The sequence below is a fragment of the Pseudomonas sp. CGJS7 genome, from assembly GCF_036961695.1.
The window spans coordinates 43653-58147 of the sequence record NZ_JBAMDI010000016.1 but is presented as its reverse complement, the minus strand read 5'-3'; the positions used below and the strand labels follow the sequence as shown (position 1 = coordinate 58147).

Here is a 14495-nt window from a genome sequence, read left to right as displayed (position 1 = left end):
CGGGGTTTTCCGGTAGGATTGGGGCTTGAGTTCGACCCGCCTGGAATCCCCAATGTCCGATCGCCTGACCCTCCTGCGCCCCGACGACTGGCACATCCATCTGCGCGATGGTGCCGTCCTGCCCCACACCGTTGGCGACGTGGCGCGTACCTTCGCCCGTGCCATCATCATGCCCAACCTCGTGCCGCCGGTGCGCAATGCCACCGAGGCCGGCGCCTACCGTGAGCGCATTCTGGCTGCCCGCCCGGCCGGCAGCCGCTTCGAGCCGCTGATGGTGCTGTACCTCACCGACAACATCAGCCCCGAGGACATCCGCGCGGCCAAGGCCAGCGGTTTCGTGTACGCCGCCAAGTTGTACCCGGCCGGCGCCACCACCAACTCCGATTCGGGCGTGACCAGCATCGACAACATCTTCCCGGCCATAGAGGCAATGGCGGAAGTGGGCATGCCGCTGCTGGTGCATGGCGAAGTGACCCGCAGCGAGATCGACGTGTTCGACCGCGAGAAGCGCTTCATCGACGAGCACATGCGCCGTGTGGTCGAGCGCTTCCCGACGCTGAAAGTGGTGTTCGAACACATCACCACCAGCGACGCCGCGCAGTTCGTCACCGAGGCCCCGGCCAACGTGGGTGCGACCATCACCGCCCAGCACCTGCTGTACAACCGCAACCACATGCTGGTTGGCGGCATTCGCCCGCACTTTTACTGCCTGCCGATCCTCAAGCGCAACACTCACCAGGTGGCCTTGCTGGACGCTGCCACCAGCGGCAATCCGAAGTTCTTCCTCGGCACCGACTCGGCACCTCATGCCCGTCACGCCAAGGAAGCAGCCTGTGGTTGCGCGGGTTGCTACACCGCTTATGCGGCGATCGAGATGTACGCCGAAGCGTTCGAACAGCGTAACGCGCTGGACAAGCTGGAAGGCTTCGCCAGCCTGCACGGCCCGGCCTTCTATGGCCTGCCGGCGAACACCGACACCATTACCCTGGTCCGCGAAGAATGGACCGCTCCGGAAAGCCTGCCATTTGGCGAGCAAACCGTAGTCCCGCTGCGCGCTGGCGAAAAACTGCGCTGGCGCCTGCTGGAGAAAAACGCGTGAGCGAAGACCTTTACGAAGACGACCTGGACACCCAAGGCAGCAGCGGTCCTCGTCACCCGATGGCCGAGCGCTTCCGCGGCTATCTGCCGGTCGTGGTGGATGTTGAAACCGGTGGTTTCAACAGCGCTACCGATGCATTGCTGGAAATTGCCGCCGTCACCATTGGCATGGACGAGAAAGGTTTCCTGTTCCCCGAACATACCTACTTCCACCGAGTGGAGCCGTTCGAGGGCGCCAACATCGAGCCGGCCGCACTTGAGTTCACCGGGATCAAGCTGGACCACCCGCTGCGCATGGCGGTCAGCGAGGAAAGCGCGATGACCGACATCTTCCGCGGCGTGCGCAAGGCACTCAAGGCCAACGGCTGCAAGCGGGCGATTCTGGTCGGCCACAACAGCAGCTTCGACCTGGGTTTCCTCAATGCAGCAGTGGCGCGCAATGACCTGAAGCGCAACCCGTTCCACCCGTTCTCCAGCTTCGACACCGCCACCCTGGCGGGCCTGGCGTATGGCCAGACCGTGCTGGCGCGGGCCTGCCAAAGCGCCGACATCGACTTCGACGGGCGTGAGGCGCACTCGGCACGTTATGACACCGAGAAAACCGCTGAGCTGTTCTGCGGCATCGTCAACCGCTGGAAAGAAATGGGCGGCTGGCGCGATTTCAACGATTGATCTGCTAAAGGCATTCGCGGGCACGCCCGCTCCCACAGGTTCACCTTTGCCTTCAGGCATGCAGAGAATCTGTGGGAGCGGGCGCGCCCGCGAAGAGGCCGGCACAGGAAGGCAAAAAAAACCGGCCACGAAGGCCGGTTTTTTCATGCACGCAGCAATTACAGCTTGCCAGCGTTCTCGCTCAGGTAGGCAGCAACGCCTTCAGGCGAAGCGTTCATGCCCTTGTCGCCTTTTTTCCAGTTGGCAGGGCACACTTCGCCGTGCTCTTCGTGGAACTGCAGAGCGTCAACCAGACGCAGCAGCTCGTCCATGTTACGACCCAGTGGCAGGTCGTTGACGATCTGCGAACGGACAACACCGTTGGTATCGATCAGGAAGGCACCACGGAAGGCCACGCCGCCTTCGGACTCGACGTCGTAGGCTTTGCAGATTTCGTGGGTCATGTCGGCAGCCAGGGTGTACTTCACCTGACCGATGCCGCCGTTGTTGACCGGGGTGTTACGCCAGGCGTTGTGGGTGAAGTGCGAGTCGATCGACACGCCGATCACTTCCACGTTGCGCGCCTGGAAGTCAGGGATGCGGTTGTCCAGGGCGATCAGCTCGGACGGGCAGACGAAGGTGAAGTCCAGCGGGTAGAAGAACACCAGGCCGTACTTGCCCTTGATGGCCGAGGCCAGGTTGAAGCTATCGACGATCTCGCCATTGCCCAGCACGGCCGGAACGGTGAAATCGGGGGCTTTCTTACCAACGAGTACGCTCATTGTAATCTCCTGATGAGGGTGAAAAACCGTTTGCCGGGCCAGACGGGCTTGCCCGACATCCAACAAAGGCCGACCATCATACACGGCTTCTCATGACAGGCCGACTCCGTCGACAAAGCAACCACCGGTCGCTCAAGCACAGCCCTCTCAGAAAGATCTTTGACAAGCATTCTCATTACCATTAAGCTCCAACCCATCGACCCAACCAGCGATGGTCAGCCCTTATGTATGTGTGTCTTTGTGTCGGCGTTACCGACGGACAGATCCGCGATGCGATCTATGAAGGATGCTGCAGTTACAAGGAAGTGCGAGCCGCCACCAATGTCGCCAGCCAGTGTGGGAAATGCGCCTGCGTGGCCAAGCAGGTGGTCCGCGAGACCCTGACCGAGCTTCAGGTCAGCCAGGCAGCCCTGCCCTACCCCGTCGAATTTACCGCTGCCTGAACGCAGAATTTCAAGAACCGGACCTAGTGTCCGGTTTTTTTATGCCCGAAATTCAACAAGTTAGCGTTGCAACGCGGTTCACAAACATTCTTATTCCTATTAATTTTCACTTAGTATTCAAGAACTTAGGTTTGACACACCTAAGTATCGGGCTCAAACTTCAGTGGATTGACACACTTCTACAGGGCAGGAACCCGACATGAAAGGCGACGTAAGCGTCATCCAGCATCTCAACAAGATCCTCGGAAACGAGCTGGTCGCGATCAACCAGTACTTCCTGCACGCACGCATGTACGAAGATTGGGGGCTGAACAAACTCGGCAAGCACGAGTACAAAGAATCCATCGATGAAATGAAGCACGCTGACAAATTGATCAAGCGTATTTTGTTCCTCGAAGGTATTCCTAACGTTCAGGACCTGGGCAAACTGCTGATCGGCGAGCACACCAAGGAAATGCTCGAGTGCGACCTGAAGATTGAACAGCAAGGCCTGGTCGACCTGAAGGCCGCCATCGCCCATTGTGAAACCGCTGGCGACTTCGGCTCGCGTGACGTGCTCGAAGATATCCTCGAGTCCGAGGAAGAACACATCGACTGGCTGGAAACCCAACTGGGGCTGATCGACAAGATCGGTATCGAGAACTACCTGCAGTCGCAGATGGGCGAAGAGTAACTATTCGCCCCATGAAAAAACCCGCGATCAGCGGGTTTTTTCATGCTTGCCGGAAGATCAGGCTTCAGAAGCCTTGGCCTTGGCAGCCGCTTCCTTGATCAGGGTTTGCAGCTCACCCTTCTCGAACATTTCCAGCATGATGTCGCTGCCGCCAACCAGCTCACCGGCTACCCACAATTGCGGGAAGGTCGGCCAGTTGGCGTATTTTGGCAGGTTGGCGCGAATTTCCGGGTTCTGCAGGATGTCGACGTAGGCGAACTTTTCGCCACAACCCATCACGGCCTGCGATGCACGCGCAGAGAAGCCGCACTGCGGGGCATTCGGCGAGCCTTTCATGTAAAGCAGAATGGTGTTGTTGGCAATCTGCTCTTTGATCGTTTCGATGATATCCATGTAGCACCTCGGCTGAACTATCCGACACAGTCGTCGGCACGGTGTCGCATTGTATCGGAAAGCCGAGCGCTGTGCTCGGCCTTGCCGTTCCTCAAGCGGCCTCGACCTGCACGGGTACGCCATTGAGCGCAGCGTTTCCGGAAACCTGGTCCCTAAAGCGCTCATCGGTCAGGTCATTGGCACTCACGCCGGGTTGCGCCTGGGCGATCTGCAGGTGCACGCCCTGACGCCCATGACCATAACCATGGGGCAAGCTGACCACACCGGGCATCATGTCCTCGCAGGCCTGCACCTCGACCTCCAGGGAGCCGGTACGCGAACGGATGCGCACGCGCTGGCCATCCTGCAGTTGCCGCTGCTGCAAATCTTGCGGGTGCATCAACAACTGATGCCGTGGCTTGCCTTTCACCAGACGATGGAAGTTGTGCATCCACGAGTTGTTGCTGCGCACATGGCGCCGCCCGATCAGCAGCAGCTCGCCCGGCACCGGCGGCGTCATTTGCGCCAGGCGGTGCAGGTCGTCCAGCAAAACCTGGGGGGCGGCTTCGACAGCCTTGCTGGCAGTCGCCAGGCGCCCAGCGAGGTTGCTGCGTAACGGCCCCAGGTCAAGCCCGTGCGGGTGATCGTCCAGTGTTGCCAGGGAGAGCCGCCAAGGCGTTGCTTCACCGTAGGGCCCTTTGCGCAGGGCTTGATCAATCATCTGCGCAGGCGACCAGGTCGGCTTCAACGCCAACTCGGCACGCTTGGCAAACGCTTGGGCCAGGCCGACGAAGATCTCCCAGTCATGCAGTGCTCCCTCCGGCTTGGGCAGGATCGCCCGGTTGAAGCGCGTGACATTGCGCACTGCCAGCAGGTTGAAGGTGCTGTCGTAATGGTCGTTTTCCAGCGCGGAGGTAGAGGGCAGGATCAGGTCGGCATGGCGGGTGGTTTCGTTGATGTAGAGGTCGATACTGAGCATGAACTCCAACCCCTCCAGCGCCGCATCCAGCTGGCGGCCGTTCGGCGTGGACAACACGGGGTTGCCGGCAACTGTCACCAGGGCGCGCACCTGCCCTTCGCCCGGCGTTTGCATTTCCTCGGCCAGGGCAGCCACCGGCAGCTCGCCGCCGTACTCGGGCAAGCCCGACACACGGCTCTGCCAGGCGTTGAAGTGGCCGCCCGAGGTGGTTGCCACCAGGTCGACGGCAGGCTCCGTGCACAACGCGCCGCCTGTACGGTCGAGGTTGCCGGTCACCAGGTTCACAAGTTGCACCAGCCAGTGGCAAAGGGTACCGAATGCTTGGGTCGAGACACCCATGCGGCCGTAGCACACGGCCTGCCCGGCAGCGGCGAAGTCGCGTGCCAGCTGGCGAATATCCGCTGCAGCAATACCACATTGGGCGCTCATGGCCTCGGCACTGAACGGCGCAATGGCCTCGCGCACCTGCTCCAGGCCGCTGACCGGCAAGTGCGAGCCCCGTGCCAGGCCTTCTTCGAACAATGTGTTGAGCAAGCCGCACAACAGGGCTGCATCACCGCCAGGGCGTATGAACAAATGGCGGTCAGCCATTGCCGCCGTTTCGCTACGCCGCGGGTCAACCACCACCAGGCGCCCACCACGCGCCCGCAGGGCCTTAAGGCGCTTCTCCACGTCCGGGACGGTCATGATGCTGCCATTGGAGGCCAGCGGGTTGCCGCCAAGAATCAGCATGAACCCCGTGTGATCGATGTCCGGAATCGGCAGCAGCAGCCCATGCCCATACATCAAGTGGCTGACCAGGTGTTGGGGCAACTGGTCTACGGACGTGGCAGAGAAACGGTTACGGGTCTTGAGCAGGCCCAGGAAATAGTTGCTGTGGGTCATCAAGCCGTAATTGTGCACACTCGGGTTGCCTTGGTAGACCGCCACGGCATTGCGCCCATGGGCTTGCTGGACCGCCCACAGCTTTTCGGCAGCCAGTGCGAAAGCCTCATCCCAGCCAATGGCCTGCCAATGCTCGCCGACTCGCTTGTGGGGCTGGCGCAGGCGGTCCGGGTCGTTCTGGATGTCCTGCAACGCCACGGCCTTGGGGCAGACATGGCCACGGCTGAACGGGTCCAGGGGGTCGCCCTTGATCGAGCTGATCAGCGCCCGCCCGTCCTCCTCATGGCTGACTTCGATGTTGAGCCCGCAGATCGCTTCGCACAGGTGACAGGCACGGTGATGCAGGGTCTTGGTCATGGCCGCCTCTGCCTTGTTGTTGTCGAACAGTGACTATGCGCCCGCCCCCGCCCCGCGGCCAGTGCGCTTCGCCGCGTGAATCCACCGACATCATGCGCACGATTTACGACAGCCATTTGCCAAATTGCCAGCAAGCCGTGTACAACCGTCTGTAGCAAATAAAGAACAGCACGGCCAACGGGTAAAGACACCCTTTGCAACACCCTTTGCAATCACGCCGCTTTTCCCCCCCTTGGCTTCAGGCGACATTTACTTATAGTATTGCGCCTTTCCCTATTTCGTCCGCCCCGTGCGGCTTACGCCGCAGGTCACCCCCGTTGTCAAAAAAAACCATACGGTCGACCTGCATACCGTTGCAGATAAGGTAGTCACTCATGAGCGCTAGGCACTTTCTCTCCCTGCTGGACTTCACCACCGACGAATTGCTCGGGGTGATCCGCCGCGGCATCGAGCTGAAGGACCTGCGTAAGCGAGGCGTGCTGTTCGAACCGCTGAAGAACCGTGTGCTGGGCATGATCTTCGAAAAGTCCTCGACCCGTACCCGTGTGTCGTTCGAGGCCGGCATGATCCAGCTCGGCGGCCAGGCCATCTTCCTCTCGCCCCGCGACACCCAGCTGGGCCGCGGCGAGCCGATTGGTGACAGCGCCATCGTGCTGTCGAGCATGGTTGATGCGGTGATGATCCGTACCCACGCCCACAGCACCCTGACCGAGTTCGCCGCCAAGTCGCGTGTGCCCGTGATCAACGGCCTGTCCGACGAATCGCACCCGTGCCAACTGCTGGCCGACATGCAGACGTTCGTTGAACACCGCGGCTCGATTCAGGGCAAGACCGTGACCTGGATCGGCGATGGCTTCAACATGTGCAACTCCTATATCGAAGCCGCCAGGCAGTTCGATTTCCAGCTGCGCATCGCCTGCCCCGAAGGCTATGAGCCGGATCAACGCTTCATGGCACTGGGCGGTGACCGCGTGCAGATCATCCGGGATGCCAGGGAAGCTGTGCGTGATGCACACCTGGTGGTCACCGATGTCTGGACTTCCATGGGTCAGGAGGAGGAAACTGCACGGCGCCTGGCGCATTTTGCGCCTTACCAGGTCACCCGCGAACTGCTCGACCTGGCTGCACCCGATGTCCTCTTCATGCACTGCCTGCCCGCCCACCGTGGCGAGGAAATCAGCCAGGACCTGCTCGACGACCCACGCTCGGTCGCCTGGGACGAGGCTGAAAACCGCCTGCATGCACAGAAGGCGCTTCTCGAATTCCTTGTAGAACCGGCTTACCACCACGCATGAGTCAACCCCTACTGCTCAACCTGCGCAACCTCGCCTGCGGCTATGGCGACCAGCGCATCGTCCAGAACCTCAACCTGCACCTGAACGCAGGCGACATCGGTTGCCTGCTGGGTTCATCCGGTTGTGGCAAGACCACCACCCTGCGCGCCATCGCCGGTTTCGAGCCGGTGCACGAAGGTGAAATCCACCTGGCTGGCGAAGTCATTTCCCGGGCTGGCTTCACCCTGGCACCGGAAAAGCGCCGCATCGGCATGGTATTTCAGGACTACGCGCTATTCCCGCACCTGACCGTGGCGCAGAACATTGCCTTTGGTATCGCCAAACACCCACGCCAGGCCGCCGTCATCGAAGAGATGCTGGAGCTGGTCAAACTCGGCGGGCTGGGCGGGCGTTACCCGCATGAGCTGTCTGGCGGCCAGCAGCAACGTGTCGCCCTGGCCCGGGCGCTGGCGCCCGAGCCGCAACTGCTGCTGCTTGACGAGCCATTCTCCAACCTCGACGTGGAGCTGCGCCGGCGCCTGAGCCATGAGGTTCGCGACATTCTCAAAAGCCGCGGTACCAGCGCCATTCTGGTCACCCATGACCAGGAAGAAGCCTTTGCCGTCAGCGACCAGGTCGGCGTCTTCAAGGAAGGCCGCCTGGAACAGTGGGACACGCCCTATAACCTTTACCACGAACCGCAGACGCCATTCGTGGCGAGTTTCATCGGCCAGGGGTACTTCATCCGTGGGCAAATGAGCAGCCACGAGGCGGTCAATACCGAAGTGGGTGAGCTGCGCGGTAACCGCGCCTACATCATGGCGCCGGGCAGCTCGGTGGATGTACTGCTGCGCCCGGATGATATCGTGCATGCACCTGGCAGCGCGCTCCTGGCGAACATCGTGGGCAAGAGTTTCCTTGGGGCATCCACGCTCTACCGCCTGCAGTTGCCCACCGGTAGCCAGCTCGAAGCGATCTTCCCTAGCCATGATGACCACGAGGTCGGTGAGAATGTGGAAATTGCAGTGAAGGCCGATCACCTCGTGCTATTCCCGGTACCGGGTAGCGTTGCGGCACAGTTGCCACGCCAGGAGAACGGCGTGCGTCGATACAGTTCGGCGACTTGACTCAAGCGCCAGGGGGCCGCTTGGCGGCCCCCTGTTCTCAGCCTCGACCAATCCCGGCAAATGTGCCCTGCGTATACTCCGCCAGCACCGCCGCGGCCAACTCCACTTCCAGGCCACGCCTGCCGGCGCTGACATGGATAGTTGCAAAATTCTGCGCCGAGTCATCAATGAAGGTCCGCAGGCGCTTCTTCTGCCCCAGCGGGCTGATGCCGCCCACCAGGTAACCGGTCGCCCGCTGCGCCGCCGCCGGGTCGGCCATCTCGCACTTCTTCACCCCGGCAGCATGGGCCAGGGCCTTGAGGTCCAGGGTACCCACCACAGGCACAACCGCTACCAGCAATTCCCCTTTCTCGCTGCTTGCCAGCAACGTCTTGAACACCTGTTGCGGGTCGAGCCCGAGCTTTTCTGCCGCCTCCAGGCCGTACGACGCCGACTTCGGGTCATGTTCATAACTGTGCACACGATGCTCGGCACGGTGCTTCTTCAACAGGTCTAGGGCGGGGGTCATGCAAGGGCTCCAGTCAGGGACGACTCGGCGGCTACTTTAGGACAATTCCCACATCCCAGCCACCGCACCGCAATCGCGCGCGTCTAGTACAGGGATCAGCAGCTGATTCTAGCGACCTTATCGTGACTGACCGTTCACTTTCGACCTTTGACATCAGCGTTTCTTGTCTATATTTTTTCGTTTCTGAATAAACGATGCCCTTTTAAGGTGCATTTCCTACATCACCCGGGGTCAATGGGGATAGACACCGGGTTTTGCTGTCGAGCGCCACGCGCCTCACAACAAAAAAAACGAGGTCATACATGACGACTGCTCTGCGCCAACCCACACTGTCCAGCCAATGCCTGGCCGAGTTTCTCGGCACCGCCCTGCTCATCTTCTTCGGCACCGGCTGCGTCGCCGCGCTCAAGGTTGCCGGCGCCAGCTTCGGGCTTTGGGAAATCAGTATCATCTGGGGCGTGGGCGTCAGCATGGCCATCTACCTCACCGCCGGTATTTCCGGTGCGCACCTGAACCCAGCCGTGAGTATCGCCCTCACACTGTTCGCAGGGTTCGACAAGCGCAAGCTGCCCTTCTACATGCTGGCCCAGGTATGCGGCGCATTCTGTGGCGCGGCCCTGGTCTACACGCTGTACAGCAACCTGTTCTTCGATTTCGAACAAGCCCACGCCATGCTGCGCGGTAGCGAAGGCAGCCTGGAGCTGGCCTCGGTGTTCTCCACCTATCCACACCCGTCGCTGTCCACCAGCCAGGCGTTTCTGGTCGAAGTGGTGATTACTGCCATTCTGATGGCCGTGATCATGGCCCTGACCGACGACAACAACGGCCTGCCGCGCGGCGCCATGGCCCCGCTGCTGATCGGCCTGCTGATTGCAGTGATTGGCAGCGCCATGGGCCCATTGACGGGTTTTGCGATGAACCCGGCCCGCGATTTCGGGCCAAAACTCATGACCTTCCTGGCCGGTTGGGGCGAAATCGCCTTCACTGGCGGGCGGGATATTCCCTATTTCCTGGTTCCGGTATTTGCACCGATCCTTGGCGCCTGCTTGGGTGCAGCGAGCTATCGCGGCCTGATTGCACGCAACCTGCCAATGGCGCCCGCCGCGACCCCTGAGACAAATGACATTCGCCAGGGCGATACTCAAGCCAATTGATGCCACCATCACGCACAGCCCTGACCCCCTATTCTTGCAAGGCCTACGACCATGACAGACACCCAGGATAAGAACTACATCATCGCCCTGGACCAGGGTACCACCAGTTCGCGGGCGATCATTTTCGACCGTGACGCCAATGTTGTGGGTACCTCCCAGCGCGAGTTCGCACAGCATTACCCGCAGGCGGGCTGGGTCGAGCATGACCCGATGGAGATTTTCGCCACACAAAGCGCGACCATGGTCGAGGCCCTGGCCCAGGCAGGTATCAGCCACGCCCAGGTCGCCGCGCTGGGCATTACCAACCAGCGCGAAACCACGGTGGTATGGGACAAGGAAACCGGGCGTCCGGTGTACAACGCCATTGTCTGGCAGTGCCGCCGCAGCACCGAGATCTGTGCTCAGCTCAAGCGTGACGGCCATGAAGACTACATTCGTGAAACCACCGGCCTGGTCACCGACCCGTATTTCTCCGGCACCAAGCTGAAATGGATCCTCGACAATGTCGACGGCGCCCGTGAACGCGCCGAGCGTGGCGAACTGCTGTTCGGCACCATCGACACCTGGCTGATCTGGAAATTTACCGGCGGCAAGGTGCACGTCACCGACTACACCAACGCCTCGCGCACGCTGATGTTCAACATCCACAGCCTGCAGTGGGACGACAAGCTGCTGGAAATCCTGGGCATCCCGCGGCAGATGCTGCCTGAGGTGCGCCCATCCTCGGAAGTTTACGGCCACACCAAGAGCGGCATAGCCATCGCCGGTATCGCCGGCGACCAGCAATCGGCACTGTTCGGCCAGATGTGCGTGGAGCCGGGCCAAGCCAAGAATACCTACGGCACTGGCTGCTTCCTGTTGATGAACACGGGCGACCAGGCGGTGAAGTCGTCCCACGGCCTGCTCACGACCATTGCCTGCGGCCCGCGTGGTGAGGTGGCCTATGCACTGGAAGGCGCGGTATTCAATGGTGGCTCTACCGTGCAATGGCTGCGTGACGAACTGAAGATCGTCAACGACGCCCTGGATACCGAGTATTTCGCCAGCAAGGTCAAGGACAGCAATGGCGTGTACCTGGTGCCCGCCTTTACCGGCCTGGGTGCCCCGTACTGGGACCCGTATGCCCGTGGTGCGTTGTTCGGCCTGACACGTGGCGTGAAGGTGGACCACATCATCCGCGCCGCACTGGAGTCCATCGCCTTCCAGACCCGCGATGTCCTCGACGCCATGCAGCAGGACTGTGGCCAGCGCTTGTCCGAGCTGCGCGTGGACGGTGGTGCCGTGGCCAACAACTTCCTCATGCAGTTCCAGGCCGACATCCTCGGCACCTGCGTGGAGCGGCCGCAGATGCGCGAAACCACGGCGCTGGGCGCCGCCTATCTGGCAGGCCTGGCCTGTGGCTTCTGGAGTGGCCTGGACGAGCTGCGCGACAAGGCGATCATCGAGCGTGAGTTCAGCCCGCAACTGGACGAAACGCAGAAAGAAAAGCTGTATGCCGGCTGGAAGAAGGCGGTCGAGCGTACCCGTGACTGGGAAGATCACGAGGCATGATCGCTGTTGGGGCCGCCATGCGGCCCCAATCGTCTACTGGCCGTCATCCCCTTCCTACGGCATCATTGCAGAATTTGTCCGGCAGCCCCAAAGGACCGCCCATGAATCTGCCCCCCCGCCAACAACAAATCCTCGAACTGGTACGCGAACGCGGCTATGTCAGTATCGAGGAAATGGCGCAGCTGTTCGTTGTCACTCCCCAGACCATTCGACGCGACATCAACCAGCTTGCCGAGCTCAACCTGCTGCGCCGTTACCACGGCGGCGCAGCTTACGACTCGAGCATCGAGAACACCGCCTACGCCATGCGTGCCGACCAGATGCGTGACGAAAAGCAGCGCATTGCCGACGCCGTAGCCCGGCAGATTCCCGACCATGCGTCGCTGTTCATCAACATCGGCACCACCACCGAATCGATCGCACGGGCGCTGCTCAACCACAGCCACCTGAAAGTCATCACCAATAACTTGCATGTGGCGGCGATCCTGGCCGCCAAGGACGATTTCGAAGTGCTGGTGGCGGGTGGCACGGTGCGCCGAGATGGTGGTGTTGTCGGCCAGGCCAGTGTCGATTTCATCAACCAGTTCAAGGTCGACTTCGCCCTGGTGGGCATCAGCGGTATCGACGAGGACGGCAGCCTGCTCGATTTCGACTATCAGGAAGTGCGGGTATCGCAAGCCATCATTGCCAATGCCCGGCAAGTGATCCTCGCCGCCGATTCCAGCAAGTTCGGGCGCAATGCCATGGTGCGCCTGGGCTCGATCGACTTGGTCGACTGCCTGGTGACCGACCGGACACCGACCCCGGCCCTTACCCAATTGTTGAACCAGAACAAGATCAGGCTTGAGGTGGTGTGAGGGCTGGTGGGTGCATGCCGCCAGACTTTTGGTGTCTGCGTGAGCAAGCGCCCCCTCACCCAAGCCGTACCCCCTGAATTTTCGTAAATGTTCACTTCATTGTCATTTGATCAGTTTTTTCTATAGAGACTGACTGGCGACCGGCGTTCTGTTGCGCTAATATTTTCGCAAACGAACATCAATGTTCACATTCGATGTGAATAGCCTCAGGAGGCCTTGCCCGTGTCCCAGCCAGTTTCGTCCCAGCCCCCAACAGCCAACTGCTATGACCTTGCCGTAATCGGCGGTGGCATCAATGGCGTGGGCATCGCTGCCGACGCCGCTGGTCGCGGCTTGAAGGTCTTCCTTTGCGAAAAAGACGACCTGGCCCAACACACGTCGTCAGCCAGCAGCAAACTGATTCACGGTGGCCTGCGCTACCTGGAGCACTACGAATTTCGCCTCGTGCGCGAGGCCCTGGCTGAACGCGAAGTGCTGCTGGCCAAGGCGCCGCACATCGTCAAACCTATGCGCTTCGTGCTTCCGCACCGCCCGCACCTGCGCCCTGCATGGATGATCCGCGCCGGCCTGTTCCTCTACGACCACCTGGGCAAGCGCAAGCGCCTGGGCGCCTCGCGCAGCCTGCGCTTTGGCCCGGGCTACCCGCTGAAGCCGGCAATCACCCGCGGCTTCGAATACGCCGACTGCGCTGTCGATGACGCCCGCCTGGTAGTACTCAACGCCATGGCGGCCCGTGAGCTTGGCGCCCATATCCGCACCCGCACCCGCTGCTTGCGCGCCGAACGTGTAGAGGGCTTGTGGCAGGTAGAGCTACAGCACGCCGATGGCAGCCTCCAGACGATCCATGCCCGCGCGCTGGTCAACGCCGCCGGCCCGTGGGTGGCCAGCTTCATCAAGGACGACCTCAAGCTCGATGCACCTTACGGCATCCGCCTGATCCAGGGCAGCCACATTATCGTGCCGCGCCTGTATGAAGGCGAACATGCCTACATTCTGCAGAATGAAGACCAGCGCATCGTCTTCTGCATCCCGTACCTGGACCGCTTTACCCTGATCGGCACCACTGACCGGGAATACAGCGGCGACCCGGCCGCGGTCGCCATTACCGAGCAGGAAACACATTACCTGTTGAAGGTCGTCAACGAGCACTTCAACCACCAACTGAGCCAAGCCGACATCCTGCATACCTACTCCGGCGTTCGGCCGCTGTGCAACGACGAGTCGGACAACCCTTCGGCGGTGACCCGGGACTACACACTCGCCCTTTCGGCAGAGGTTGGCCAGGCACCGCTGCTGTCGGTGTTCGGCGGCAAGCTCACCACTTACCGCAAGCTGGCCGAATCGGCCATGGCTGAACTCAAGCCCTTCTTCACCCAGATGCGCGCCCCCTGGACCGCCAGTGCGCCACTACCGGGCGCAGAGGGCATGACAACGGTACAGGCGCTGATCGATGCCATACTTGCGCGTTGCGGCTGGTTGCCTGTCGACCTGGCCAAACGCTGGGTGCTCACCTATGGCAGCCGTGTGTGGCGACTGCTCGATGGCGTTCACGGCCCCGAAGACCTCGGGCAGGCTATCGGGGCCGGGCTGTTCACCCGTGAGGTGGACTACCTGCTGGAGGAGGAATGGGCTGAGCAAACCGCTGACATTATCTGGCGTCGCACCAAGCTGGGCCTGTCGCTGACCGCACAGGAGCAGATGGCCCTGGAGGCGTATCTGCAGCAAGCCCGCAAGGTGCGCGCGAATAGCCGCGCAGCCTGATACCGACGGTGAAGCCCTCTTGA

14 protein-coding genes are annotated in these 14495 nt (G+C 61.2%); 10 read left to right on the top strand and 4 right to left on the bottom strand.

The features are described 5' to 3' along the window. Window positions 1-52 precede the first annotated feature (52 nt). Window positions 53-1099 (top strand): dihydroorotase, encoded by a 1047-nt coding sequence (pyrC, locus tag V7787_RS12495; RefSeq protein WP_003254943.1) that lies wholly within the window; start codon window positions 53-55, stop codon window positions 1097-1099. Window positions 1100-1158: 59 nt separating this feature from the next. Continuing rightward, a complete protein-coding gene (rnt, locus tag V7787_RS12490) occupies window positions 1159-1770 on the top strand; it encodes a ribonuclease T (RefSeq protein ID WP_010952252.1) in 612 nt (203 codons plus the stop codon). 158 nt (window positions 1771-1928) lie between these two features. On the opposite strand, the gene V7787_RS12485 is transcribed toward rnt, so the two are convergent. Further along, the gene (locus V7787_RS12485; protein WP_003254945.1) at window positions 1929-2531 is read right to left on the bottom strand and encodes a peroxiredoxin; all 603 of its coding nucleotides are present in this window, start codon (window positions 2529-2531) and stop codon (window positions 1929-1931) included. Window positions 2532-2755: 224 nt separating this feature from the next. Between V7787_RS12485 and V7787_RS12480 the strand changes: the two genes are divergently transcribed. Beyond that, window positions 2756-2974, top strand: a complete 219-nt coding sequence (locus V7787_RS12480; RefSeq protein WP_003254947.1) for a bacterioferritin-associated ferredoxin — start codon at window positions 2756-2758, stop codon at window positions 2972-2974. A gap of 199 nt (window positions 2975-3173) precedes the next feature. Further along, window positions 3174-3647 carry a bacterioferritin gene (bfr, locus tag V7787_RS12475; protein WP_003254948.1) on the top strand — a complete coding sequence of 158 codons (474 nt, stop codon included), beginning with the start codon at window positions 3174-3176 and terminating at the stop codon, window positions 3645-3647. Window positions 3648-3704: 57 nt separating this feature from the next. Here bfr and grxD read toward each other — a convergent pair whose 3' ends face one another. Both grxD and V7787_RS12465 read right to left on the bottom strand, forming a co-directional pair. Beyond that, a complete protein-coding gene (grxD, locus tag V7787_RS12470) occupies window positions 3705-4040 on the bottom strand; it encodes a Grx4 family monothiol glutaredoxin (RefSeq protein WP_003254949.1) in 336 nt (111 codons plus the stop codon). A gap of 91 nt (window positions 4041-4131) precedes the next feature. Beyond that, complete coding sequence (locus V7787_RS12465; RefSeq protein ID WP_104886606.1) at window positions 4132-6240, bottom strand: molybdopterin-dependent oxidoreductase; 2109 nt, start codon at window positions 6238-6240, stop codon at window positions 4132-4134. A gap of 374 nt (window positions 6241-6614) precedes the next feature. Between V7787_RS12465 and argF the strand changes: the two genes are divergently transcribed. After that, a complete protein-coding gene (gene argF / locus V7787_RS12460) occupies window positions 6615-7535 on the top strand; it encodes an ornithine carbamoyltransferase (protein ID WP_014589911.1) in 921 nt (306 codons plus the stop codon). After that, window positions 7532-8641: an ABC transporter ATP-binding protein gene (locus tag V7787_RS12455; protein ID WP_020190705.1), complete on the top strand. Its 1110-nt coding sequence runs from the start codon at window positions 7532-7534 to the stop codon at window positions 8639-8641. Before argF ends, V7787_RS12455 begins: the two co-directional genes overlap by 4 nt. A gap of 37 nt (window positions 8642-8678) precedes the next feature. Here the strand turns inward: V7787_RS12455 and ybaK are convergent, their stop codons facing one another. Then, window positions 8679-9149, bottom strand: coding sequence for a Cys-tRNA(Pro) deacylase (gene ybaK, locus V7787_RS12450; RefSeq protein ID WP_003254957.1), 471 nt, complete (start codon window positions 9147-9149; stop codon window positions 8679-8681). Window positions 9150-9451: 302 nt separating this feature from the next. On the opposite strand from ybaK, the gene V7787_RS12445 reads away from it, so the two are divergent. The 4 genes from V7787_RS12445 to glpD all read left to right on the top strand — a co-directional run bounded on the left by V7787_RS12445 (window position 9452) and on the right by glpD (window position 14472). Then, the gene (locus V7787_RS12445) at window positions 9452-10303 is read left to right on the top strand and encodes an MIP/aquaporin family protein (RefSeq protein WP_003254959.1); all 852 of its coding nucleotides are present in this window, start codon (window positions 9452-9454) and stop codon (window positions 10301-10303) included. 51 nt (window positions 10304-10354) lie between these two features. Further along, the gene (gene glpK, locus V7787_RS12440) at window positions 10355-11854 is read left to right on the top strand and encodes a glycerol kinase GlpK (RefSeq protein ID WP_064492328.1); all 1500 of its coding nucleotides are present in this window, start codon (window positions 10355-10357) and stop codon (window positions 11852-11854) included. A gap of 101 nt (window positions 11855-11955) precedes the next feature. Continuing rightward, window positions 11956-12711 (top strand): DNA-binding transcriptional repressor GlpR, encoded by a 756-nt coding sequence (gene glpR, locus V7787_RS12435; protein WP_010952246.1) that lies wholly within the window; start codon window positions 11956-11958, stop codon window positions 12709-12711. A gap of 222 nt (window positions 12712-12933) precedes the next feature. After that, window positions 12934-14472: a glycerol-3-phosphate dehydrogenase gene (gene glpD / locus V7787_RS12430; protein ID WP_336088492.1), complete on the top strand. Its 1539-nt coding sequence runs from the start codon at window positions 12934-12936 to the stop codon at window positions 14470-14472. Window positions 14473-14495: the final 23 nt, after the last annotated feature.

Coding starts and splice junctions, on each gene's coding strand:
- pyrC (WP_003254943.1), top strand. CDS start 53: ATGTCCGATCGCCTGACCCTCCTGCGCCCCGACGACTGGCACATCCAT.
- rnt (WP_010952252.1), top strand. CDS start 1,159: ATGGCCGAGCGCTTCCGCGGCTATCTGCCGGTCGTGGTGGATGTTGAA.
- V7787_RS12485 (WP_003254945.1), bottom strand. CDS start 2,531: ATGAGCGTACTCGTTGGTAAGAAAGCCCCCGATTTCACCGTTCCGGCC.
- V7787_RS12480 (WP_003254947.1), top strand. CDS start 2,756: ATGTATGTGTGTCTTTGTGTCGGCGTTACCGACGGACAGATCCGCGAT.
- bfr (WP_003254948.1), top strand. CDS start 3,174: ATGAAAGGCGACGTAAGCGTCATCCAGCATCTCAACAAGATCCTCGGA.
- grxD (WP_003254949.1), bottom strand. CDS start 4,040: ATGGATATCATCGAAACGATCAAAGAGCAGATTGCCAACAACACCATT.
- V7787_RS12465 (WP_104886606.1), bottom strand. CDS start 6,240: ATGACCAAGACCCTGCATCACCGTGCCTGTCACCTGTGCGAAGCGATC.
- argF (WP_014589911.1), top strand. CDS start 6,615: ATGAGCGCTAGGCACTTTCTCTCCCTGCTGGACTTCACCACCGACGAA.
- V7787_RS12455 (WP_020190705.1), top strand. CDS start 7,532: ATGAGTCAACCCCTACTGCTCAACCTGCGCAACCTCGCCTGCGGCTAT.
- ybaK (WP_003254957.1), bottom strand. CDS start 9,149: ATGACCCCCGCCCTAGACCTGTTGAAGAAGCACCGTGCCGAGCATCGT.
- V7787_RS12445 (WP_003254959.1), top strand. CDS start 9,452: ATGACGACTGCTCTGCGCCAACCCACACTGTCCAGCCAATGCCTGGCC.
- glpK (WP_064492328.1), top strand. CDS start 10,355: ATGACAGACACCCAGGATAAGAACTACATCATCGCCCTGGACCAGGGT.
- glpR (WP_010952246.1), top strand. CDS start 11,956: ATGAATCTGCCCCCCCGCCAACAACAAATCCTCGAACTGGTACGCGAA.